We start from the raw sequence: 20,998 nt of genomic DNA on the forward strand, positions 1-20,998 counted from the left end.
GTTATGGGGGGGATGTTTGCGGTTTTTTCGAATGACGCTGCGCTGCCGAGTGGGCTGGGGATCGGCGCACTGCTCGCGTTGTTCGCGGCGGTATGCAGCGGGTTGCAAGGTAGACGAACGTGCTGAAACGGCTATTGGGCGATGGCATATGCGCTAACCGCTTTGCGAGCGGGTGTTTACACATGGCGACAACCTGTCGATTCGCTGGTGGACTTGAGGGTGTAACATGACCAGCACTCACTAACACCGAGGTTGCCATGACTGGCCTATCGCTGGAACTTCCGGAAGACCTTTCCGATTCACTCGCGGACCTCGCAAAGGCCAATGGCCAGAGTGCAAGCTATCTGGCAATGGACGTTCTTCGTGACTACATCGAACACGAAAAGACGCTGACCCTTCAGATCGAGCAGGCGGTAGCGCAAGCCGACCAAGGTAAGTTCGCAAGTGATGAGCAAGTCGCGGCAATGCGTGCCCGACGCTGGAGCCGGAATGCGGGTTGAGTGGCTGGAGAAAGCACTCAGAAACCTGGAAGACGAAGCCAATTACATTGCCCAGGAAAACCCCAAGGCAGCTGACGATTTCACCGACGCCATTTTTGCAAGCGTTGATCACCTTGCGCAGTTTCCCAGCATGGGACGTGAGGGGCGAGTCAGCAACACTCGGGAGTGGGCAGTACCGAACTGGTCTTACTTGATACCCTATCGGGTACGAGGCGACCGCCTACAGATACTGGGTATCTTTCATACAAGGCAACGCCCGCGTTCAACGTGGTAGCGCGGAAGTTGTGTGTATGTAGCAGTTGCCCTGTACGGCGCCCTGCGCCGGGCTCAAGACGCCCTAGAGCGAGATTGCCGGCAATCAGACTTTCCCCCTTCCTTGTAGTCCATTTCCCAAACATACTTTCACCGCCTTTTTCCCGTTGCGGTCGCCCTGCCTGGGCCCTAGTCTCGGCGAGTCGTTGCACATCAACGATACAGCTTTGACAGGCTGTGACGGTAAATCGTGTATGGCTTTGCCCTCAATGGCGGCTGTACGTGCGGGCACGCTTGCGTGCGCCGGAACTTTGCGATTTCCGCCGGTCTGTCAACCCACGTACAGCTGCCACCCTTCTGTTTGACAGCAGGCAGGTGGTCGCACCATTGAGGAAAATCGTGATGCAAAAGATCGTCCCCGATCCACCCCACAATCACCACTCCCTCGAAGACACGATCATCCAGGCCACGGAGTACGCCCTGTGCGCGCAGACCGTGGCGCATCAGGCTGTTTTGCTGCAGCCCAGGTCGCCGGCTTCGATGCTGATGATGGCTTCAATGCATGAGATGGAGGCGCTGCGGGTACTGCTCGAATCGGCGTTGATTCAGGTGCAGATGCCGCTGATGGAGCCTCGGACGTTGCATTAGGCCGTTCGTCATGGGCTGCCTGGATGGGCCCTGTTCGCCGGCAACGCCGGCTCCAACGGGGGCTGCGGTTCACCTGTAGGAGCCGGCCTTGCCGGCGAATGAGCCCTCCCAGGCACCGACCATTTCAGGGAGATTGAGCAATGACCACAGACCACACCCCACCACCGTGGGCAAGACCAAGTTCTACCAGGGCGAAGGCCAGACCGACGCGCTGTTCTGCATCGAGCCAGGCATCCCTTGCCAGCACGCACGCGACCAGGCGTCGGAGCTGATGGGCTGCGTGCGCGACCTGACCATCACCGGGATCATGGAGGAGAAGCCGCAGATGCTCTGGGCGGCGTATTACCTGAGTGCGCTGGCCAAGGCGCTGATGGATGATGCGGAGCTGGGGATGCAGCACTGAGGGCGTTGTTGCCTGGGCGGGCCTGTTCGCCGGCAAGGCCGGCTCCTAAGGGGGCGGCGTAGCCGGTGGACAGGTCGGCTCAACCGCCGAAGGCGCTGGGGTGGATGACCACCGGGGCCACAAAATCGGGGGTACTCTTACCCTCGGGCACCAGGTATGGATCCTCCATCGGCAGCTTGTCCAGGCCTCTCACTACGACGCCATCAACCTGCGGATCGCCGCTACTCTGTGCAAGGTAAGCGGTGGGGCGGGTTTGCCCTGCCGTGAACCTGTACAACACCTTGACCGTCATCGTCTCGGCCGGGCTGATGCCGCTGAACGACCGCATGCTTTTGATCTGCACCCTCTGGATGTTCATGAACCCCTCGAGCCAGAGCCGGTTGTACTTTTCCACCTGCCCCGCATCCAGTGGCAAGCCTTTGGCCTGCAGCGTACGCATGGCCTTCCACGCGGGGTCGCGGTGCTTGCGGGTGGCCTGCATGTACAGGTTCAAGGCGCCTTGCACATCCTGCGGCCCGCCCTTGCCCTGCTCCATCAGCCCACCCAGGCCCACCGCCCCCCCTGGGCCGGCCTGTTTGTAGAAGTCACGTGCCCTGACGAAGTCGACGGGCTCGCCCACACCGTCACGCGCCATACGGCCCAACTCGATGTAGGCGTAGGGGTCGTTCGGGGCTGCTTGCACATAAAGCGCCCGGGCGCGGACGAGGTCCAAGGACACCCCACTGCCGGTTTCGTACAGCGTTCCAAGCACATGCTGGCAAGCGCCATGGCCTTGTTCACTGGCCGCCATGACTTGTCGCACTTGGCCCGGCTGGGCGGTTCGGGAGTAGGTGGCGCGGTAGCAGGCCTTGGCTTGATCGTCGCCGAGGCTGTAGTCGAACGTGCCGAGCGCCACGTACGGGTTGCGCAGTTCGGCGAGGAAAGCCTCCATGGGCGTACGGGGTGGCGGGTTACGAGCAGCCTTGATGTATTGCGCAGTGCTCTGGCCCAGGTTTTCCATGGATTGGCAGCCGCCGAGGGCGGCCATCAGGGCAATCAATGCGAGGTGGCGGATCATGTATCGGCGGTGTCCATACGGGTCATGCAGGCGGTCCGTCCGCGTTGCGGGGGCCGCATGCTAGCAGGACGCCCAAGGCAAGTCATTGCCGGTGCAGCCAATGGCCATCAGGTCATCGCTGTCGAGGCGAAGGAGCGTCGTCGATCGGATGGGGCAAAAATGAGATAACTGAGCGCCACCGGCTTGTAGATGTATTTGCTCGCACAAGCATTATCCAACAAACCGGCGTTCTCATTCTTATTGCCATTGACGCTGCCGGGATGCGAGCGCCTACCGCTCTCGATGCCCAGGCTTCAGCCACACTGGAGGTACGGGCTCAGGCATCGAGCTCACTGAAACGCTTCCCTGTTGATCTTGATGTAGTCGTGCAAGGTCTGCTGCGGCCGACCCAGCAGTTGTGAAAGCGTTTCGCTGTGGACCACGGCGCCATAGGCCTTTGTTTCGTGCCGGAAATAGGTCATCAAGGTTTCGTAGGCATCACCCATCAGATTTCGCAGCGGCTCGTCGTCCTGCGCATAGGTCACGTCTTCTTCAAGCACTGCCGAGAAGACTTCAGCAACGTCCGAATAGCCGTAACGCTGGGGCGAAGTCAGCACATATTCGCGCCCGACGTGGAGAGACACCGATTCAGACAGTATCTTCGCCATGACATCGGCAATGTCATGCTCCGATACCCACATCCGGTTTGCCTGGGTCGCGGCCGGCATGGCGATGCGCCGGCTCAGTTTCACCTCGGCTGCGAGGAACAGATGGAGGTTGAACATGATCCACGCCGGAACATTGACATAGCAGACTGGAAGCCCGCTGGCGTCGAGCAGCGGCTTGGCAATAACGTGCAAATTCGCACCGCAGCGCGTGTCGAGAAACTCCTGCGACAGCTGGTCGGCGGTGAGCCCCGGCGGTATCGAGAGGAGCCGTACCACAAGTTCGATCGACCCGGCCTTCTTTGCCGCGCTGATGATGTTCGACGTGGCGACGTTTTCATCCGTGAAAAAGTCAGGTGTCACCACGAGCAATCTGCTGACCCCCTGCATCGCCGCAACGAGACTGGCTTCGTCATTCCAATCTGCCAGCACCACCTCGGCGCCGGGGAACCGTTGAGCGAGTGTTTCGAGGCCTGCAGGCCGGCTGGTTGCAACCCGCAAGCTATCCGGCGAGGCTCGGTACAGCCGTTCCGCGGTCAATCCTGTCAAATTACCCGTTGCGCCGATGATCAGTGCCTTTGACATTCAGTTCCGTGCCTCCATTTACTCGTCATTTTTGTTGTACTGAGTGCAAGCCGATCGGCATCTAACAGGCCCGAAGCACGAATTCACCGTCATCCACCACATTTCTGCTGATCGCTGCGACACACAAAACATAACAATTGTTTTGTTAATGTCAAGCGGCGACGCAGGGTAAGTCTTGCACATTGCCCAGCAGCTACAGACCTTCATGCGCCCCGCTATGGCGGCTACCTGCAATGCCTGTGGCTTTCCTCGCACACGCGGCAACCAACTGCCCGCCCGAGCTCAACAAGCCACCGAGAAAAGTGCATGAACAGGGCTTTCGTATTGAGGGCGCGCTGCAACGGTCTGGCGATCATCTCGCTCAAGCAAGTGCGCGCCGACTACTTCACACACCTCACGCCGCTCGTAGTTCAATGCAAGGTACTGTCAGCGCAGATCAAGCGGCCCATCTCCCGACTTGAACCGAGCCAGGAGAGCGCCCGAGGCACCCACTCGGCGACAAGGCCCTCAATTGCACACCAGCTTTCCGACCTTGGCCCGCCGCTGCTCCAGCAGCCGGTCGAACCCCAGGTTGTACAGGTAGGTATACGGCAGCAGGAACGCCAGCAACCCCACCTCCATCAGAAACGCCTCCACCAGCCCGATCGACAGCCACCAGGCCGCCGCCGGCACCACGGCGAGGATCAGCCCGCCTTCGAAGCCCAGGGCGTGGGCGATCCGCACCAGCGGCGTGCGCTGGAAGCCCATGCGCACCTGCAAGCGATCGAACAGGTAGCTGTAGAGCATGTTCCACACCGTCGCGGTCACGGAGATCGCCAGGGTCAGCAGCCCGGCGCTCATCAGCGGCTTGTCCATCACCAGGGCGATGATCGGTGCGCAGAGCAGCAAGGCGAAGAATTCGAAGCCCAACGCATGGACGATACGAGTGAGCAGGGTCTTTTCGGTGGTCATGGGATGACTCCTGGAAACGTTTGAACCCGGCCAGCTTATGCACTACATTTTCGTACCTCAACAGCCAGTATTCTAAGTAGTGGTTGCAAATATGAAACGCCTTGAATGGGACAACCTGCATGTCCTGCTCGCCGTGGTCCGTACCGGCAATCTGAAACGCGCGGCGCAGCGCCTGCGGCTGAGTACCGCCACATTGTCGCGGCGGCTCGATGCGCTGGAGGAACAGCTCGGCGGGCAACTCCTGGAGCGCAGCTCCACCGGCTGCCTGCCCACCGCCTTCGGCCAGCGTATTTCAGGCTTCGCCGAGCAGATGGAGGGCGCGGCCAACGAGATCCTGCGCGAGGCGGATTCGCCGGAGAGCGTGGAAGGCACGGTACGGGTGAACGCCGACGAGTGGCTGTCATTCCTGGTGATCGCCCTGCTGGCCCCGATTCGCCCGCGGCATCCACTGCTGGACATGGAGGTGCTGACCACGCCGCACCCGGTGAACCTGGCGCGGCGCGAAGCGGATCTTTCTCTGCGCTATACCGAACCGGAAACCAAGGACCTGTCAGCCGAACGCCTCGGCGAAATCGAGTTTGCCCTGTACGGCGCCAGCCAGTACCTCGACCGCCACCGCCCGGCGATTGCAGCGCGGGATTGGGCCAACCTGGACTTCGTCGGGCTGGAGGAGTCGCGCATGGATCAGGACCTGGAAACCTGGTGGCAAGGCCTCGACGGCGCACCTGCGCCGTGGCTGCGCTGCAACCAGACCTTGGGCATCTACGACGGGGTGATTGCAGGCGCCGGGCTGGGGATCGTGGAAAAACGCACGGCCAAGCTGACGCCGACCCTGGAACTGGTGATGGACATGCCCGGGCTGACCCAGGAGGTGTGGTTGTGTACTCATCGCTCGCTGCGGGCAAGTGCACGGATCAAGGCGGTGCGGGATTTTCTGGTGGAGGCCTGGCCGCAATAAGTCCACCGCGTTTCAAGGCTCATCGTCTGAGCGGTGTGGCTGATGCTGCCGTCGGTCTTCTTGCGGGGCCTGATCGTTGCCATGAGAATGCGTGCACGTCCTGATTCGCTTGGGAGTCGACGCAGGGGCAAGGTTTAGCGAGTTTTTAGCTTCGAACTACCAGGTTCTGTTGTTCAGATGAGTGAGCGTACTCGCTGCCATTCACTCCAGCATTCTTCTGGGGCTATGTCTTCGTAACCCCGTTCTTTCTCCAATGCTAAAGCGACACTGAAGGGCACTGCTGTCGCGGTTGCATTATCTCGAATCTCAAGCACCTCAGCCTCACTGAGCAGTGTGCCTTTGCGATCTTCGGCCGCTTTTAACAGTGATACAAGCGTCGGTATACATACGAGACAGAGCGGATCTGTAGACAAAGGTTTGCCTCTTGGGAAAGGTAATCGGGATTGCCAATGGCAGCTTAACGCCCTGAGCGGCACACACAAAGCCCAAGCTCACATTGGCTGCTTTAGAAACTCGAAGCGATCTGCTATGGGTCAAAAGTTGAGAGCTGCGGGCATCTGATTTCAACCCGAAACTGACGTGGTAGTTGCGATTGCCGACACGGTTGAACAGCCATATCCCGAGAAACTCCTTTTAATTGGGGGCCTGCCGCCTGATCGCACTTTCGCTGAGCGAAAGTTCCTGGGCCGCATTAGCAAAACTGTGTGTAATCCTTGCTCTCGCGACTGTTGCAATGATGGCCAAGGCATTCAGTAACGGTCATGGGTTTGGCCTGTACCAGCGACTCAATTACGGCGTGTCCGTCGCCTGGATCGCTGCTTTAGCCTGGACCGCTCTTCGCAGTGAGCCAGCCACGGCCAGCGTCAGTTAGGCATTCTCAGCTACCACCAGCTAGCGGTCGATCATGTCCTTGACCGCTAGCCCACCACAGTTGGCCCGCTCGATCGCGCCGGGCTCTGCCAACTCGGTCTCTCGTCGCTTCACCCAGGCTGAGCAGCCTGCTTGCGGGCGAATGTCTCCCGCCGTTTCAGCGTTGCGCCGATTAGGGAATGGGTATATCTTTCTTTAACACCTTTATTTTCCTGACATTAGCCACGCGTACTCAAAGCGTGTACCAATTTCGTACCAACCGCCTCAGCACTCTTATCCAGAAGGCCCCAAACTTGCGATACCGGCCTTACGATGCCGAAGATAGCGTGGTTGCCCAATCCATCGCAGGATGGCGACAACGATCTGGTGACGTCTCCCCACCCTGAACGGATGATCAGTCAATGGAAGAACAAAATCATAGGGCCAACACATGACGCTAAAAGTTTTTGTCAGCTATGCCAAGGAAGATCAATCAGTTGCACTGGACTACTATCAACGACTCAAGCATAAAGGTTTCGAACCCTGGATAGACAAACTTCATATACTACCCGGACAAAACTGGGAAGCTGAAATTGACAAGGCTTTCAAAGAGGCCAATGTAATTCTGCTACTCATGAGCCAACGAAGCGTTGACAAACGAGGCTTTGTCCAAAGGGAAGCTAATGACGCCATAGAAAACCTGCGATATAAAAAACCAACGGACATCTATGCAATCCCACTACTTCTAGACAAGTGCGAAGTACCACAACCCATATCTCAACGACTCCAGTACATAGACATGAGCGACTCTCATGCTTGGGAACAGGTACTGACCTCTCTCAGAACGGCTGCTGAGCAGCAGTCCATTGAGACAACTAACGGCATAACAGCTGGACCGTTCCAAGTATTCGACGAGCTCTTCAACGAGCAATGGCCTGGACAACCAGGGCACGACATCAAAATTAAATATCCCCAATTCAGGTCCCCAAAACTAAATACAGCCGCCAACGAACTATCACTCTATTTCTCCGGGCGCGCCGTTCGAAATCTTATCGCTTCCAGGCAGAAGCCAGGGGACCAACAACCAGAGCTTTTCCCAATTCCTGGTGAACCCATGGCCACTGATGGTCGATGGGAAAATTATGGAATAGTGCACGCAAGCGAGACCTTCCTAAGTTTGACTTACGATGTCAGCTGGTACGGGGCTGGGGCAGCACACCCAAACACACACTTTGAAACATACAATTTCACACTTATAGACAGAATTACAACAGTCGAACTTGAAGACTTCTTTACAGACCTTAAAGCCGCATCAAGCGCACTCAGCGAAATTGTGGTTAAACAGTTATGTCGAGAATACTGGTCCAGAAACAACGAAAAGCCTGACACCAAGCAAATAGAGTGGTTCAATAGCGGCGCGGGTCCTGATATTGAAAACTTCCGGCGCTTCACAATAGACCGTCAGGGCTTTCAGTTCGTATTCGCACCCTATGAAGTCAGTTCCTATGCGGACGGACGCTGGTCGGTTTCAGTCCCCTACTATGACCTCATAGATCTATTAAAGCCGGATGGCCCACACACTCTCGCCATCGGGAGAGACTGACTCTGTCTCCCAGCATACCCCCGATTGTGCTGGAGTATTGACATGCATAGGGCCAAAGTCCCGTAGCCACAAGGCTAATCGGCACTTTTGCCCTTTGCACGAATAGTGGTTGAAAGGCATAGAGAGGCATGGAATGGCGCTCAGTTTGCCCCATTTTTGCCCCACGCAAGACAGCCACCCAGGATAGAAATTGCAAGGATCGCTAAAAGTGCTCAATAGCAAATGCCAAGGTTTGACCGAACTTCAGGAGCTCACTGCTCAAGGAATCGAGCGCGATCTGCTCGGCTGGCTAGTCTTAATGGGACTTGAGCCTCGACGCTACGGAGAGGCCCCGCTGATCTCCGTGTTGCTCAACCAGATAAAGCTAAATGCAGGTTCGTTTGGCAACTCTACACATCGACTGATTTTCATGGCCATCGAACGACTTTACCGTCGGCAGGAGCCGATCGATATTCTTTTGATCCATGAAGAACTGGAGCTTTCAGGCGACCCGGTCCTGCTGCATGAACTCGCTGAAATCGGTCGTGATGCACCACGAATCCTGCCGGAAATAGTGGACGGTATGGCGCGTATCATTAAAGGATTTGGCGACCTCCGCTCAGCCTCCGACAGCAAAGAAAAGGCTAGTCGTCGGCTGATGAGATTCCGGGAAGTGATGGACTGTGGCTACTCACACGGAGTCGTTTGGTGGACAGAAGACCCCCAGTGGCTACTAACAAATCCGTACGGCGAACACATTTGCTACGCCTACTACACAGAACAAAATGCCGAGGTTTGATCAACCTCATCCGACTCGCTCCGCTTGATCGTTCCACTTCTAATGCACAGTTTCACCTAGCAGGGGAGATCAAGCTGCCCATCACCCGTCTTGAACCGAGCCAGAAAAGCACCCGAGGCGTCCACATGGCTGATCTGGCTCTTTACCTGGATCAGCAGCGGGATGCTGCGCGCAAAGAGTGTGCGCAATTAAACAAGACGCTACGGGCAGGCTAACTGGGAATATGCACCTCACTTGATCAGTGCCTGTCGTCCGTGATCTTCTGTTTGCATTCGAATTGACCACTCAGCAGTGATGGCCGCCTACGATCGGCGGCTATCGACCCAAAGCGGGCGCTCACCAATTGTCAAAATGGCCGCTTGCGATTCGGGCACATGGGAAAACAGGGACAACCCGGATGATGAGGGCGCTTGATATCGATGCTTTCCACGCGTTTGCCTCATGACGCAAACATCAAGGCGAGAGCCACGCTTGAAAGTCCACTTCGACAAGAGCCACAACCTGCTTCCGCAGCCATCTGGGTTTAGCCATGAGCGGCCATTGCCAGAGGACTGCCATGTGCCTACTATCGGATACGCCTCATGCGTTCTTGACTGACTGATCAAATGACCCTTCGTTGGTTTGCAGTTTCGATGGAAGGTGATGTATAGCGGTACGGACCAGCAGCTACAAGATCGGCGCGGGAAGCCGAACGCAAGTAAGCCTCAACTTCTGCCGAAGCAGTTACAATTGCAGATTTCACGTAAGTAATTGATGCCAAGGTAAGTAGTCGTAGATTGCTAATGTGGCAATCATCGAGCGTCGATGCCTCAAAGAGCATCAAAGTTGCTTGGCCTCTTTTTGCCACAGGTCCATCAGGGTTGGCAATAGGCACCAACACGGCGCCTTGCGTATAGGCGTTCTCATCGTGCACAACGGTCTTATTCCTCAAAGACTTGAGTACCTCAAACTGTGCGCGGCCTTCCTCTGGCTCGTTCGCGAAGACCTGTGCTGCATTGAGTTTTTCCCGACTTGCGCTTTGTTGGAAACACTTGAAAAACATGGTGAGCGCTGCCGTCCACAAGGCATCTGCTTCTGGTGTCCGCTGGGTGTGCTTGTGAACGAGTAGTTCCAGCCAACTAAGAGCGGCCTCAAGGTCGGAGAGGTGAAGACTGAGGTCTACCCAGTGTCGTGCGCTTTCGTGACGAACAGGGTACATAGAAACCTCATCTTCGGACGGTGTCCCCGGCGTTTGACTCGGATCAACCGGCTGCATGGCGATAGTCATACTTTCATTAGATGGCATCTTGCCCCCTTAATCTCGCATTAAGACAATATATGATACGCATGCTATCAGTCTCTTAGAGTATTCACCCCTCACCCGCTAGCATCAATCAAACATAAATCACTTACCAAAATCTGCTTTCCGAAGCCGCGCAGCCAAATGGCGGCTACCGCTGCTAAGCAAAAACCTGGTTGTTGAAGCGCGAATGGTAGAAAGGGGTCGAAAGTGGTCCGTCGCGAACCGCAGCAATCGGCCCAAACCGGCCTGTGTATTACCCGACCAACTAGTCGACCCGGGCACCGAGGGTAACTGGCGCCTGGATAATCTTCTCCAACCACTTCCAGCATTCATATCTATCATCACGCCCGCGCAGATGTGTATAGCGCCGCAGCGAGTTCCAGTCACGATGACCGGAAACACTCGACACCCTCGGGATATCCCAATCCATTTCGAACAACCTGCTCACACCTTCGTGGCGTAAATTGTGAAAATGCAGATCCACCACGCCCACCATCTTGCATGCCTTGGACCAGGCCGTGCCAATGGAATCGGTGTTGTAAGGGAAGATCTCCGGGCACTGACGCGGCATGCTTTGCACAATCGCCCATGCCTCATCCGGCAAATGGCACCACACATCGTTGCCGATCTTCTGCCCAGGATTCTTCATGTCCCGCACTTTCACCGCCTGGCGATGCTCATCCAGATCCTCCCACAAGATAAATGTTCGAGCACTTTTTCGAGCTCTTCTAGGGTTGGCCGACGATCCCGCTCCCGGCTTCTCATGTTGTAGCCGAGCCGCTTCAGCACCAGGTGAGCGTCGGGCATGGCTTGAGGATTGACCTCGTAATCCCACGCCGCCCTGGCAAACGACAGCACTGAGCCCAGATGAGTCAAATCATTGCCGGCTGTCTGCGGTTTGATGCCGCCGCCCTCAGGGCTCATCCGCCAGAGAGCGGAGTCCACCAGCACCTGCTAAGAAATGTCGGAGTCGACCACCTCACCGAGGTAACTGTTCCTGATAGCCAGGAGGATCTGCCGCTTCGTCTTACCCAGCGGCCACGCATTCTCAGCTTCCACCAGCTAGCGGTCGATCATGTCCTTGACCGCTAGCCCACCACAGTTGGCCCGCTCGATCGCGCCCGGCTCTGCCAACTCGGTCTCTCGTCGCTTCGCTCAGGCTTGAGCAGCCTGCTTGCGGGCGAATGTCTGGGACTCTTGGTAGACTAGGACACCTTTTTTCTTGAGGCGGATCTGGACGGTACAGCTGACCGTCCCATCGGCCTTTTTCCTTGCTCTGATCGTTGCCATGATTTCCGGTGGTACAAGCGTTAGTGGTGGCGGTACATCGCACCACTGTCACTCCAAAACGTCCCAAAACCGCGAAAAATGGAACAAGAATGCGTAGACCAGAATGCCCCTAGAAACTGCTTCAAAGCCACAAACCACAAGCCCTGAGCCGTCCCGCCGCTTCAGCGTTGCCCCCATGATGGATTGGACTTCTTAACCAGTAATTACGCGGTCTTCAATCAATATCGTGTGTAATGGATGTGCAATCGATCGCCCACTGTTGGTACACCGCTCCTCCACCGCCCGTTTGACTGGACTGAAGCTGACTGGACAGATCAGCAGCGCTCTAACCCCCATCTCGTGAATTACCGACCGGCACTGCCAACTGAGGGAACGGACGAAGATTCCGTGGCCCCGGTTGTTGCAAACGCCTTTGGGGCACTCAACAGCCCCAGGAAACAGGATTTTGTACAGCGCACCTCACGAATCCAGTTGCAGTTCCTCCTGAACAACCCTAGGTTGATCGAGGGAAAGGAATGGAAACACCTCATCCTGATCGTATTCTGAATAGCCTTTGATTCTTGGATTCCCAGGCCTCGCCGAGTATCTAGCGGCAGCACCGAAAAGAGCTTCCAGGATTTGTAAAATTGCCCTGATAAGCGCCATCGCTTCCTCATGGGCGATCTCCCGCCTGACCTGAGCCCCGGATTTTTTCACTTTGAGTTTGATGAAGGGTGCACGAGCCGTGTTTTCCGGGACGAAGTACATGTAGATCCAACCTCGGTTGACCCAGTAGCGCTGTTCTGCTGGATTAGACTTTCCTTTACCCGCCGGAACTCGTTTTGAAATCTCAGTTTGTAGCTGTAGAAGCATATACGGCTCATACCTGATACCCTCCTGCAAGGTGAGTTTTTGAAAAGTAAATCGAGCTTTTTTCAAAGTCTTGCCGGAAGTGACACGCCCCTCGAACTCATATGCGATTCCCTTCGGTTGGCCTTGACTGTCATATCGCAGATGGACATAGACGCCTTGCCTCCTCAAAGCCCGAACAAGATTGATAATATCTCCGTTACGTTCCTTGGTGCTTTCGACACAAGCGCCAACCCTTGCAGCAAGACGGGATCTGTAAGGCATGGTGTGGGCCCGTGCGGCCCCCTGCACATCTCTACTTCTAACAGCAATATTCCAACTCTCTTCTGGTCTCGGGGCCTTTTTGAGGCCAAACATGCACTCTATATCGCTTATCGCTTGGAGGTTTAATTCAAAGTTATTTTTATCATGAACCATCTTGAAGCCAGGCTCGTAGCGAATGCGATTCGCTACAATATGAACGTGCTGATTCCCAGTATCAGGATGAAGGACTGCCACATATTTATTCGAAGCACTGAAACCCATCACCTTCAGATAGTGCCGTACAGCAAGCCTCCACTGCTCATCTGTGAGCGATTCGCCGACATCCAGTGAAAGAACCGCATGGAATATCGGCTTCAAATTCCTCTTCGGCTGCCCTTGCTCACCAATCTTCAATTTTGTAGCGACATCCATGTCCAAGATCATACAACCGAGATCCTCCGTACCGCCCTTCCGCATACCAATTTCCGGAAATAAAGCAAAGCAGTTTGTATCGATGGTTTTAATCCCAACAAGGTCGTGATCGTGCTTCTTCGACCCATAAACATATCTGATACGATTGGCGCTAGATCCAGTTGACGACTTTAAAATCTTACCAATCATAGTTCTCGCCCTCTTCACCACTTCCAGCAAGGTTAACACCTTCCAACTCTCCGAAAATATTAACAGCAACGTGCATGATCTTTTTTATTAACAGCTCCTTTTCTTCGCCATCCAAGATCATCTGTGCAAGCTCAACGAGATGCTCGTTGGCCTTCTGAGCCTGAGGAACAATTACATATCTGCGCTTCGGCTTAGAATTGATTATATAGTCCCTAACAAAAGCTCCAGCAGCTTTGTAGCCAGACTCCTTGAGTCGCGCATCAAAAATAGCACGTTCATCAGCGGTCATACGGATTAGCAGGCTTTTATCTTTTTTAGCCGATTTGATCGGCTTAAGGGTGAGAACCTTATCCCTCATACAGCACCTTTCCACTCACAGATCATATCTACTTCCTAAGTATTGCTCTTGGAGCAACACCCAGCGCAACCCCACAAGGGTGTGAGCATCAGGATATTTCGAAAGAAATTGACAGTCGGCGTATATCACCGACATAACTTGTTTCTTGGCATATCTTCAGAACCAACAAAAAATATCCCCCCAGAAAAATCGTGTATATCACTAAAACATCTGTCCCAATGCTAGCCAATAGCGGCTCAGCCAGGGTCAACACAGGCCCTACGTAAAACGACACTGGCCCAGTATTGGCCTCTCCGGGTCTACTGACGACCCGATCAGACAATGGGTAGCGATAAAAATGTGCGACCCGGGACTAGACCCAAATTATGCTCCACAGGCAGACTTTAACAGTCATCACATTTCTGAGCGGACACGCCCCATGCGCAAAGACAGCTCTAACAAATGCCATACACTACATAAAGTGTCCGCCCATGACATTGACCACTGGATAGATACGCGACTTCAGACGTTAACATCCAGACACGCAGACCATGGATTTATTGAAATCGACTCAATTGAATTCCAGCAACTAGAGCACTTCCGCACCTTGCTTAACAAGCTGGCCTTGGCGACTCACCTAAACTCGCCTGAAGTCCTCGACAGTTTAGAGCGACGCCAAAAATGCTCAAATAAACTACAAGCTAAAAACATGATGGCGGGAATATTGAATTTCACACCGCCAGAGCCATACTGATGCGGTCGCTAACCACGCCGCACTCCTCACTGGCGGGATGAACAAGGCAAAACCGTGCGACCCTTTGTGCCGTTGGTATTTTTGAGCGAAGCCTTCCAGCTCGATTGGAGTGAGGAACGGTGCTGATTGATGGTGTTCTCCGGCATGTCCAGGTCGCACACATGAGGCTCTGTGTCAGCCATGCCTTCTGGCTGGAGGCCTACCCACCGGCGGCCCAAGCACCGGTCTGATGAGGAAGCGTATGAGTGCTCAGTGTAAATCACTCCGCAGTCATGAAGCCTCATCCAAAGGTACATCCTCTCCTCACCGCATTACACAGTCACTCCATGCCCTGCTGTCTTTAACACCGAATTCCTCATTGTTTGACCGCAAGCCAAGCTCTTAAAGCCCACTCACCACCAGTCAGCTGATGACCTCTCCGTTGACGGTCATGATGGATCTGAACGCCACGCCGTAAGCCTCAAATCCCAGCCTTGGCCATTCCGACCTGTAATTCAAGCAGTCATGATGATGACCATGCACGACCATCTTCGCGCCCATGGACTGAGCGAGGTCGTCGACTTCAGAGTACCCGTACGGGTGGCAACTGGGCGCCTCATGACAGACCAAGATGTCCGCATTTTGCATGGCGAGTGCGAAGTAGTCGTCCGGGTAGATTGCTGAAAGCGCGTGCTGCTTTTTCGTCTCAACGATGTCTGCGTGCTGCGGCCTAAGAGCCAGGAGATCGAGGAAACCCTGATAGTTCTGGATTCCCGTATCGGGGCTACCGGGCAACCAGACCTGAGCCTCAAATGTCCCGCCCAGCCCTGCCACGCGATGGCCAGCGATCTCCACTACCCGACCATTCAAACTTCGATCAGAGAGGCTGTTTCCATGAAGGTTATGCCAGTAGGCCGGCCTATCAGTGTCGTGGTTACCGTGGATGAACCAGATCTCTGTCAGCTCGAGGATCGGACGGAGGATCATGTCTAGGGGCAAACTGCATTCGAGGTCACCGAGGAAGACCACTGCCTCGGGACGATGGAGCTTCACCAGCCGGATCACATGATCAAAGCGCCCATGAACATCACCCAGAAACCAAATCACTCGTTTCCCTCACGCAATTGTATCCATCGATGATGCCGCACTGGCAGCTAATGTAGCGACTCACCCAAGGCCCCGGCTTTATGGAGCTGGTAGTCGATCACTGTCTGATAGAGATGGTCTGCCTCAAGGCGCAGTCGTTCAGTTTCGGCTGGGGGTCGATATTGTGCCACCGCATCGTTATAGGCTCGAATCGCTTCGAGCGCTTGCCTCAGCAATGGCTCACCTGCTTCCGCCATACCCAAAAGCGTTCGCTTCAACTCAGACATCGCAGATATTCCTCCATTGCTACCAGTACAAGCGCCATCACTGAAACCTGACACTCAGGCAGCTCCGGTGCAAGCAACTGATGGTTAGGCGTGAAAGTTACCAAATCACGCACCAGGTGCTGACGTTCTTGTCCAGATAGCTTGCGCGTGCCCTTTCGGAGCCGGCTGTCGTGAACCAAGCCCTCGGCGGGCGTCCATCCGTCACGCCTACGCTCTCCGCTTATTGCGAAATCTAGTTTCGTAACGATCAGATGCCAGCTTTACTAACGGAGGCCATGATACAAGGTCTGCTGCCAACCTCATCAGGACACGCTAATCATGAAAGAGCTACGGACAGCCGCTGCAGTGCTTGAACGCCTCAGCCATAATCAGGATGCGTTACGCGCCGCAGTTGAAGAGCTAGCCAAATGGGTTGGTGATCGAGGAGCCAGCACTGTGGTTGAGAATGTGAACGGTGCCCTAACCACCCTTGACGACAACATTGATACCGTGCGGCAAGGCATAGCGGAACTGGTAGCAGCGAGTGTGAAGCCTTAGGCGGGCTCCTGCCCGAATAACCGATGCAGTGCTGAGGCGAAGGATGCAGATGCAACAGCCCCTTCGAGAATTCGGCAGGACGCCGGCTATCGCGCCACTACGCTAAATTGCTTGTGCCCCTTTCAGATCGGATCACCAGCCAAATAGCAGAGGGGCTGATATGGAGCCTGGGAATCCGTGCACGACCATTTTCACGCCCATTGCCTGGGCGAACTCATCGATTTCTGAATAGCCGTACGAGTGGCAGCTAGGAGTTGACAGACCAAAATGTCAGCTCTTTCCATCAGTTCAAGTAACTGAGAGGCGCCCGGCAGCTCGGGAGCCAAGTCGCCCCCTTCGCTCGGGCACCCAGACGAATCGATTGGTAACAAGGTCTGGCAACAGGAAGGGGGCAGAGAGAGGTGGTGCAGCTACCACCCAGGTACGTTCAATTACCGGCGCGGAAGGGAGCGCATGTGCGTGCACACGATCTCCCATTGCCCCAACCGGAAACGGTTGTACTGGCGAACCAGGACAACTTTTCCATGATCGGTCATGGCATATTCTCCATCTGATCTCAGCGGGCCGCTGACAGCCTTTACACGCCACATGCAAAGCGAGCAGATGAGTGCCAGGCAGGAAGGAGAGTCCTTTGGTGGTAGCTGCAGGCGCAATGCTATCAGTGCATAGCCGGTCTGGGAAGGCTAACTCTTGCATCGGCGATACTTGCCCCCTCACCCCAAACCGGTGCAGCTGCGACTCGTTACCTTGGGCGACTTCACGCCATCATCTTGTCGAAATGAGCTTCGAATTTCGTTTCGACGAACACGTCCCTGAAACGATCGATGAAGGTGGCTGGATCGATCTCACCGAAGTCTGTGATATTGACCGAATCAGTATGGGACTCGCGGTTGATGTAACGGAACAACGCCCTGAATTCCGGCTTGTCCTCACTGAGCTTCATCAGCGCCTGCCGCAGCGTAGGTGTCTGATGTACGAAACTGAAGTAGTACTCCAAAATGTTGCGCATCATGTTCGGCATGACGTTGGGAGACGTCCGCCCCTGTAAGGCGTCTTTGATCGTCTGCCAGAACGCTTGGTAATCATTCTGGATTTCCCGCTCCTCCATCGCCACCACAGAGCTGTACTCGGACTTGGTGATTCGGAACATGGCAAAAGCTTTCTCTCCGTCCTCCTTCAGCAGCTTGACCATCTCATGGAAGAAAAACAGGTTATGGGTCAGGATGATCACCTGCTTGAATCGCTCCTTCGGGATGAGCACTTGGCGCCTGATCAAGGAAGCGATGTCATAGACATAGTTATGGGAAAGGCTCGATATTGGATCGTCGATCACGATGATCCGGTCACTCTTGAGCTTCCCACTCGTGGTGCCCATTTCGCCATTGCAGACCTCTAGGAAGTAGAGGAATGAGATGAGTGTTTTCTCACCCTCGCTGAGCGTTTTGAACACATCTTCAGTCTGGCCTGGACGCTCAAGCCGGTACTGGGGTATCGGCCCCTCTTCTTTGATTAGCGTGAAGCCCTTCAGCCCCAACATCCGCAACCAGTACTTGATGTTCTCGACCGCCTGATCGATGTTGGTGATGGAGGCTCTGGACGTGGTAACGATCCTGCGCTGCTCTTGGATACGATCTCTGAGGGCCTGCACCTCATCCTTGGCCGCTTGGCGTATGCGGCCTTGCGCTTTGTCGACTTTGTCGAACGTCACGAAAGCGGCGTTGCACGCTCCTCTGTACCAATTCCAGAAACGTTGCTTAATGCTCGCTTCATGCTGCTTACGATTTTTGATCCTCGCATTGATCTCGTCGATCTTCAGTTGCTCAGCCGCGATCTCGCCATTCAGTTGGGCCACCAATGGAACGGTTGATTCCAGGGCCATGATCAGGGATGGGCCGGCGATTTTCTCAGCGATGGATTGCAGGTTCTTTTGAAACGCAGTCTGCAGCCTGGTGACATGCAGTTTGATCGCTTGCACCTGATAATCCGGGGCTTCACACCGACGTAGAAACTGATCGACCGCACTTCGGTAACGGCCTTCGAGTTGGCGCAACACATCCAGGCGCTGCTCATAGGTCTTATCAAAGACCTTATGGATTTCGGCGTAGAAATCTTGCGGTAAGGTTTGCTGGCATAGTGGGCATTTGTCCTGTGCCTCTGCCTGATAACGGAGCGCGTGCTTGACCCAATCCGAATTTCCCAGTTGTTGAATGAACGCAGAAAGGTAGGAATCACCTGACCCTGTGATGACCTCTTGCAGAACCGGATCGTCCTCCAGGTTGTGCGCTTGAAACGCAATCGGTGGGATGCTAGGTAGTTCCTGATCACTAGTCTCTTTTAGCGCCGCCGCCTCAGCGAGCAGGCCTTGGGCGGTATCGGTGGAGGCTACGAGCGGGACGTTACGGACAGCGTCCAGCAATCGCTCCCTGGTGTTGAGAGCCTTGAAGCAGTACGCCAACGCCGTGTTGTCGAATTCCCGCTTGGGCTTCCAGACACTGTCCAACAACGCCTCGTAAGCAGCGTCCTGAACCTTCTTGCTGTTAACCCCCTTTTCCATCTCAGCATCGTGGGTGATGGTCAGCTCAGTAATGGATGCCTCCGCTGCTGCCAGTGCCTCCTTTGCCTCAATATTTCCCTCGTTGAGCGTAAACACCCCAGGTTGGGAGGTGGCCTCTTGGAAATTCTTCTCCATGAAGTGATGGTTGTAGACCAGCACCTCCCGACCGACCTTTACCGGCTCCACCCCGCACACGCTGTAGCAGGACTCATCAGGAGCCTGGAGGAAGTTGCCGATGGTGGTCTTGCCTGTACCGTTCTGGCCATAAAACAGGCTCACGCGCTTGAGCGGAGCAATGGACACCACAGCCTCAGGCGAGTAGCTGGAGACGTTGCGAAGCAGGATTTTTTCGAGCATGGGACAATCCCTGGCAAAGGCAGATCCAGCTCAAAGATAGGCAGAAAACGTCCGATTTCATAGGGCTGCCATGCACTCGGAAAAAATCCGCGAGGCGTGGTGTCGGTCGGGGAGTTGTCGGGGTTATAGCCACCATCCAATCTGAGTGGCTATAGTCTCGACCACACAGGATGGGCAATAAATCCATGACCTACGCACTGATAGACAACGCCACCCTCACCGCCGTCCAGCGCGCTACCGGCGCGGTTCCAGTCAAGACCAGAGATACGATCAATGGAGACCTGTGCGCGTTAGAGAATTTCCTGCAAGGAAACCTCTTCTACGACGACCTCCTCTGTATAGACAACTATAAAGCCGCGCACAGAGAAAACCGCAAACAACAATTCCCTTACCTCCGGTTCTTGTCACCTGCCGAGTTTGGGCTGGGGGGAGTGGACGCGGTTGCTCAAAAGGAAGCAGAGTTGATCCGCCCAGAAATTCGCGGCGGCGAGTTCGTGGACGAAGATTTCAGTGCCCTCTTGGAGCAGCTGAAAATGAACATGGTCTGCACCTGGGATCAAGCCTCCAGCGTCTACTACCTAACCATGAGGATGCTGGGCTACCGAGCTTCTGACGATTACGGCAAGTACAGCGCCCTAAGCGCGGCAATTTTCGCGGAATTAAGCGATGCAAGTGAAACGCGCGGGCGTTGGTCAAAAGACGTCAAGCTAGTAGGCTCTGATGGCCACGTGTTCAGCAAGTCAGACTTCACTGGAGAGTACTCTGGTGCCTACGGAGGCCCCACCAAGCAGCTGGAGATGTTCATTGCTTCACTGAATTGGCTTGCATACAAATCGATCTATTACACGACCGCAGCCAAGTACTTGAAAGCGGACTCGTTCATCCATCCCATTAGGCATGCCTATCAAGTGCACTGGATGAAGAAAGCCGGCGCCTTCGGCCATGACTTCACCGCCCGCCTTTTGGCAAACCTCTCGGACAAAACCAGTACTAGCATTTCGGAAATCCAATCGCACGGAGCAACCCAGACCGTAGCTTTGGATCTACCCTTGTTCTCGGCGTGGTTGACTCAATCCTCCGGCAGCGTTTCCGGTGCGATCGAGGCGGCCAGGCAGATCCGTAGCGAAGACCATTTCGTTACCATGCGCGAAACCCTAAAGGCCATTCGAGTTGCCTTCGACGAGCAAGGGCTCGCGAGTGGAAACAAGCGCATCACCAAGTTCATGGATGACGTTGACAAGATTTGCGGTGACCTTAAGCGCAGCTACGGCGTCCGCTCTGCCCAAGGCATCCAGGGCAGCTTTCTCATCAAAGCGGCAAGCTCTGTCACCAGTTTATTCGGGGTTTCGTTACCCGATCGAGATTTCGCCTTCTCCACTCCCGAGTTCATGAAGTCAGAATCGGCCAAGGCGTTTACAACGGTCATCAAAGACATCACCAAGGAACTTACCGCCATGGAGCGTTTGGGCGGGGTGCGGGATCTGATGGCCAAGTCTTTCGAGATTGAAGGTGAAGATTTTGGCGGGCCAAAGGTTCAAGAGCCGAGGTTCCGATGGGTGAAGTCTGGGTGGCAGATGCCTATGTGAAGTAGCGT

The 20,998-nt window shown here is 55.1% G+C and carries 19 protein-coding genes and 5 pseudogenes; 13 read left to right on the forward strand and 11 right to left on the reverse strand.

Annotated features, from left to right (window positions below; translation table 11 throughout):
• Positions 1-257 precede the first annotated feature (257 nt).
• The 4 genes from IX761_RS00005 to IX761_RS00020 all read left to right on the forward strand — a co-directional run bounded on the left by IX761_RS00005 (position 258) and on the right by IX761_RS00020 (position 1,803).
• Positions 258-500 carry a CopG family ribbon-helix-helix protein gene (locus tag IX761_RS00005; RefSeq protein WP_194787527.1) on the forward strand — a complete coding sequence of 81 codons (243 nt, stop codon included), beginning with the start codon at positions 258-260 and terminating at the stop codon, positions 498-500.
• Positions 490-774: a type II toxin-antitoxin system RelE/ParE family toxin gene (locus IX761_RS00010; protein WP_194787528.1), complete on the forward strand. Its 285-nt coding sequence runs from the start codon at positions 490-492 to the stop codon at positions 772-774. The genes IX761_RS00005 and IX761_RS00010 overlap by 11 nt, the downstream gene beginning before the upstream one ends.
• A gap of 380 nt (positions 775-1,154) precedes the next feature.
• Positions 1,155-1,400 (forward strand): hypothetical protein, encoded by a 246-nt coding sequence (locus IX761_RS00015; protein WP_194787529.1) that lies wholly within the window; start codon positions 1,155-1,157, stop codon positions 1,398-1,400.
• 133 nt (positions 1,401-1,533) lie between these two features.
• A complete protein-coding gene (locus IX761_RS00020; RefSeq protein ID WP_194787837.1) occupies positions 1,534-1,803 on the forward strand; it encodes a DUF3077 domain-containing protein in 270 nt (89 codons plus the stop codon).
• Positions 1,804-1,882: 79 nt separating this feature from the next.
• Here IX761_RS00020 and IX761_RS00025 read toward each other — a convergent pair whose 3' ends face one another.
• Both IX761_RS00025 and IX761_RS00030 read right to left on the reverse strand, forming a co-directional pair.
• Complete coding sequence (locus tag IX761_RS00025) at positions 1,883-2,860, reverse strand: tetratricopeptide repeat protein (protein ID WP_194787530.1); 978 nt, start codon at positions 2,858-2,860, stop codon at positions 1,883-1,885.
• 329 nt (positions 2,861-3,189) lie between these two features.
• Positions 3,190-4,089, reverse strand: coding sequence for an NmrA family NAD(P)-binding protein (locus IX761_RS00030; protein ID WP_194787531.1), 900 nt, complete (start codon positions 4,087-4,089; stop codon positions 3,190-3,192).
• 306 nt (positions 4,090-4,395) lie between these two features.
• On the opposite strand from IX761_RS00030, the pseudogene IX761_RS00035 reads away from it, so the two are divergent.
• Positions 4,396-4,581 (forward strand): annotated as a pseudogene (locus tag IX761_RS00035) (pyocin activator PrtN family protein); the annotation flags it as partial.
• A gap of 15 nt (positions 4,582-4,596) precedes the next feature.
• On the opposite strand, the gene IX761_RS00040 reads toward IX761_RS00035, so the two are convergent.
• Positions 4,597-5,040 (reverse strand): PACE efflux transporter, encoded by a 444-nt coding sequence (locus IX761_RS00040; RefSeq protein WP_194787532.1) that lies wholly within the window; start codon positions 5,038-5,040, stop codon positions 4,597-4,599.
• A 91-nt stretch (positions 5,041-5,131) separates the two neighbouring features.
• On the opposite strand from IX761_RS00040, the gene IX761_RS00045 reads away from it, so the two are divergent.
• On the forward strand, positions 5,132-5,998 hold the full coding sequence (locus IX761_RS00045) for a LysR family transcriptional regulator (RefSeq protein WP_194787533.1): 867 nt from the start codon (positions 5,132-5,134) through the stop codon (positions 5,996-5,998).
• Between the two features lie 894 nt (positions 5,999-6,892).
• Here IX761_RS00045 and IX761_RS27450 read toward each other — a convergent pair.
• Positions 6,893-7,017 (reverse strand): annotated as a pseudogene (locus IX761_RS27450) (site-specific integrase); the annotation flags it as partial.
• A gap of 281 nt (positions 7,018-7,298) precedes the next feature.
• Here IX761_RS27450 and IX761_RS00050 point away from each other — a divergent pair.
• The 3 genes and pseudogenes from IX761_RS00050 to IX761_RS00060 form a co-directional block, all read left to right on the forward strand.
• Positions 7,299-8,450: a TIR domain-containing protein gene (locus IX761_RS00050; RefSeq protein ID WP_194787534.1), complete on the forward strand. Its 1,152-nt coding sequence runs from the start codon at positions 7,299-7,301 to the stop codon at positions 8,448-8,450.
• Between the two features lie 208 nt (positions 8,451-8,658).
• Positions 8,659-9,228 carry a DnaB-like helicase N-terminal domain-containing protein gene (locus IX761_RS00055; RefSeq protein WP_194787535.1) on the forward strand — a complete coding sequence of 190 codons (570 nt, stop codon included), beginning with the start codon at positions 8,659-8,661 and terminating at the stop codon, positions 9,226-9,228.
• A gap of 56 nt (positions 9,229-9,284) precedes the next feature.
• Positions 9,285-9,443, forward strand: a pseudogene (locus IX761_RS00060) (pyocin activator PrtN family protein); the annotation flags it as partial.
• A 386-nt stretch (positions 9,444-9,829) separates the two neighbouring features.
• Here the strand turns inward: IX761_RS00060 and IX761_RS00065 are convergent.
• From IX761_RS00065 to IX761_RS00080, 4 genes and pseudogenes are all read right to left on the reverse strand, one after another.
• Positions 9,830-10,513 carry a hypothetical protein gene (locus IX761_RS00065; RefSeq protein ID WP_194787536.1) on the reverse strand — a complete coding sequence of 228 codons (684 nt, stop codon included), beginning with the start codon at positions 10,511-10,513 and terminating at the stop codon, positions 9,830-9,832.
• Between the two features lie 262 nt (positions 10,514-10,775).
• Positions 10,776-11,800: pseudogene (locus tag IX761_RS00070) on the reverse strand (tyrosine-type recombinase/integrase).
• Between the two features lie 459 nt (positions 11,801-12,259).
• Positions 12,260-13,534 (reverse strand): relaxase/mobilization nuclease domain-containing protein, encoded by a 1,275-nt coding sequence (locus IX761_RS00075; protein ID WP_323744551.1) that lies wholly within the window; start codon positions 13,532-13,534, stop codon positions 12,260-12,262.
• Complete coding sequence (locus IX761_RS00080) at positions 13,503-13,871, reverse strand: hypothetical protein (RefSeq protein WP_194787538.1); 369 nt, start codon at positions 13,869-13,871, stop codon at positions 13,503-13,505. The genes IX761_RS00075 and IX761_RS00080 overlap by 32 nt, the downstream gene beginning before the upstream one ends.
• Positions 13,872-14,289: 418 nt before the next feature.
• Between IX761_RS00080 and IX761_RS00085 the strand changes: the two genes are divergently transcribed.
• The gene (locus tag IX761_RS00085; protein WP_194787539.1) at positions 14,290-14,604 is read left to right on the forward strand and encodes a hypothetical protein; all 315 of its coding nucleotides are present in this window, start codon (positions 14,290-14,292) and stop codon (positions 14,602-14,604) included.
• 30 nt (positions 14,605-14,634) lie between these two features.
• A pseudogene (locus IX761_RS27455) lies at positions 14,635-14,810 on the forward strand (IS21 family transposase); the annotation flags it as partial.
• A 196-nt stretch (positions 14,811-15,006) separates the two neighbouring features.
• Here IX761_RS27455 and IX761_RS00090 read toward each other — a convergent pair.
• Both IX761_RS00090 and IX761_RS00095 read right to left on the reverse strand, forming a co-directional pair.
• On the reverse strand, positions 15,007-15,690 hold the full coding sequence (locus IX761_RS00090; RefSeq protein WP_194787540.1) for a metallophosphoesterase family protein: 684 nt from the start codon (positions 15,688-15,690) through the stop codon (positions 15,007-15,009).
• A 47-nt stretch (positions 15,691-15,737) separates the two neighbouring features.
• The gene (locus IX761_RS00095) at positions 15,738-15,947 is read right to left on the reverse strand and encodes a hypothetical protein (protein WP_194787838.1); all 210 of its coding nucleotides are present in this window, start codon (positions 15,945-15,947) and stop codon (positions 15,738-15,740) included.
• A 327-nt stretch (positions 15,948-16,274) separates the two neighbouring features.
• Here IX761_RS00095 and IX761_RS00100 point away from each other — a divergent pair, with 327 nt between their 5' ends.
• The gene (locus IX761_RS00100) at positions 16,275-16,493 is read left to right on the forward strand and encodes a hypothetical protein (protein ID WP_194787541.1); all 219 of its coding nucleotides are present in this window, start codon (positions 16,275-16,277) and stop codon (positions 16,491-16,493) included.
• A 757-nt stretch (positions 16,494-17,250) separates the two neighbouring features.
• On the opposite strand, the gene IX761_RS00105 is transcribed toward IX761_RS00100, so the two are convergent.
• A complete protein-coding gene (locus IX761_RS00105) occupies positions 17,251-19,404 on the reverse strand; it encodes an AAA family ATPase (RefSeq protein ID WP_194787542.1) in 2,154 nt (717 codons plus the stop codon).
• A 185-nt stretch (positions 19,405-19,589) separates the two neighbouring features.
• Between IX761_RS00105 and IX761_RS00110 the strand changes: the two genes are divergently transcribed.
• The gene (locus IX761_RS00110; RefSeq protein WP_194787543.1) at positions 19,590-20,990 is read left to right on the forward strand and encodes a hypothetical protein; all 1,401 of its coding nucleotides are present in this window, start codon (positions 19,590-19,592) and stop codon (positions 20,988-20,990) included.
• Positions 20,991-20,998 lie beyond the last annotated feature (8 nt).

It is taken from the genome of Pseudomonas sp. UFMG81, assembly GCF_015354575.1.
GTDB lineage: Bacteria > Pseudomonadota > Gammaproteobacteria > Pseudomonadales > Pseudomonadaceae > Aquipseudomonas.

What these genes read in the sequence shown, in the direction of transcription:
- IX761_RS00005 (WP_194787527.1), top strand. Translation starts at nt 258, where the DNA reads ATGACTGGCCTATCGCTGGAACTTCCGGAAGACCTTTCCGATTCACTC.
- IX761_RS00010 (WP_194787528.1), top strand. Translation starts at nt 490, where the DNA reads ATGCGGGTTGAGTGGCTGGAGAAAGCACTCAGAAACCTGGAAGACGAA.
- IX761_RS00015 (WP_194787529.1), top strand. Translation starts at nt 1,155, where the DNA reads ATGCAAAAGATCGTCCCCGATCCACCCCACAATCACCACTCCCTCGAA.
- IX761_RS00025 (WP_194787530.1), bottom strand. Translation starts at nt 2,860, where the DNA reads ATGATCCGCCACCTCGCATTGATTGCCCTGATGGCCGCCCTCGGCGGC.
- IX761_RS00030 (WP_194787531.1), bottom strand. Translation starts at nt 4,089, where the DNA reads ATGTCAAAGGCACTGATCATCGGCGCAACGGGTAATTTGACAGGATTG.
- IX761_RS00040 (WP_194787532.1), bottom strand. Translation starts at nt 5,040, where the DNA reads ATGACCACCGAAAAGACCCTGCTCACTCGTATCGTCCATGCGTTGGGC.
- IX761_RS00045 (WP_194787533.1), top strand. Translation starts at nt 5,132, where the DNA reads ATGAAACGCCTTGAATGGGACAACCTGCATGTCCTGCTCGCCGTGGTC.
- IX761_RS00050 (WP_194787534.1), top strand. Translation starts at nt 7,299, where the DNA reads ATGACGCTAAAAGTTTTTGTCAGCTATGCCAAGGAAGATCAATCAGTT.
- IX761_RS00065 (WP_194787536.1), bottom strand. Translation starts at nt 10,513, where the DNA reads ATGCCATCTAATGAAAGTATGACTATCGCCATGCAGCCGGTTGATCCG.
- IX761_RS00080 (WP_194787538.1), bottom strand. Translation starts at nt 13,871, where the DNA reads ATGAGGGATAAGGTTCTCACCCTTAAGCCGATCAAATCGGCTAAAAAA.
- IX761_RS00085 (WP_194787539.1), top strand. Translation starts at nt 14,290, where the DNA reads ATGCGCAAAGACAGCTCTAACAAATGCCATACACTACATAAAGTGTCC.
- IX761_RS00100 (WP_194787541.1), top strand. Translation starts at nt 16,275, where the DNA reads ATGAAAGAGCTACGGACAGCCGCTGCAGTGCTTGAACGCCTCAGCCAT.
- IX761_RS00105 (WP_194787542.1), bottom strand. Translation starts at nt 19,404, where the DNA reads ATGCTCGAAAAAATCCTGCTTCGCAACGTCTCCAGCTACTCGCCTGAG.
- IX761_RS00110 (WP_194787543.1), top strand. Translation starts at nt 19,590, where the DNA reads ATGACCTACGCACTGATAGACAACGCCACCCTCACCGCCGTCCAGCGC.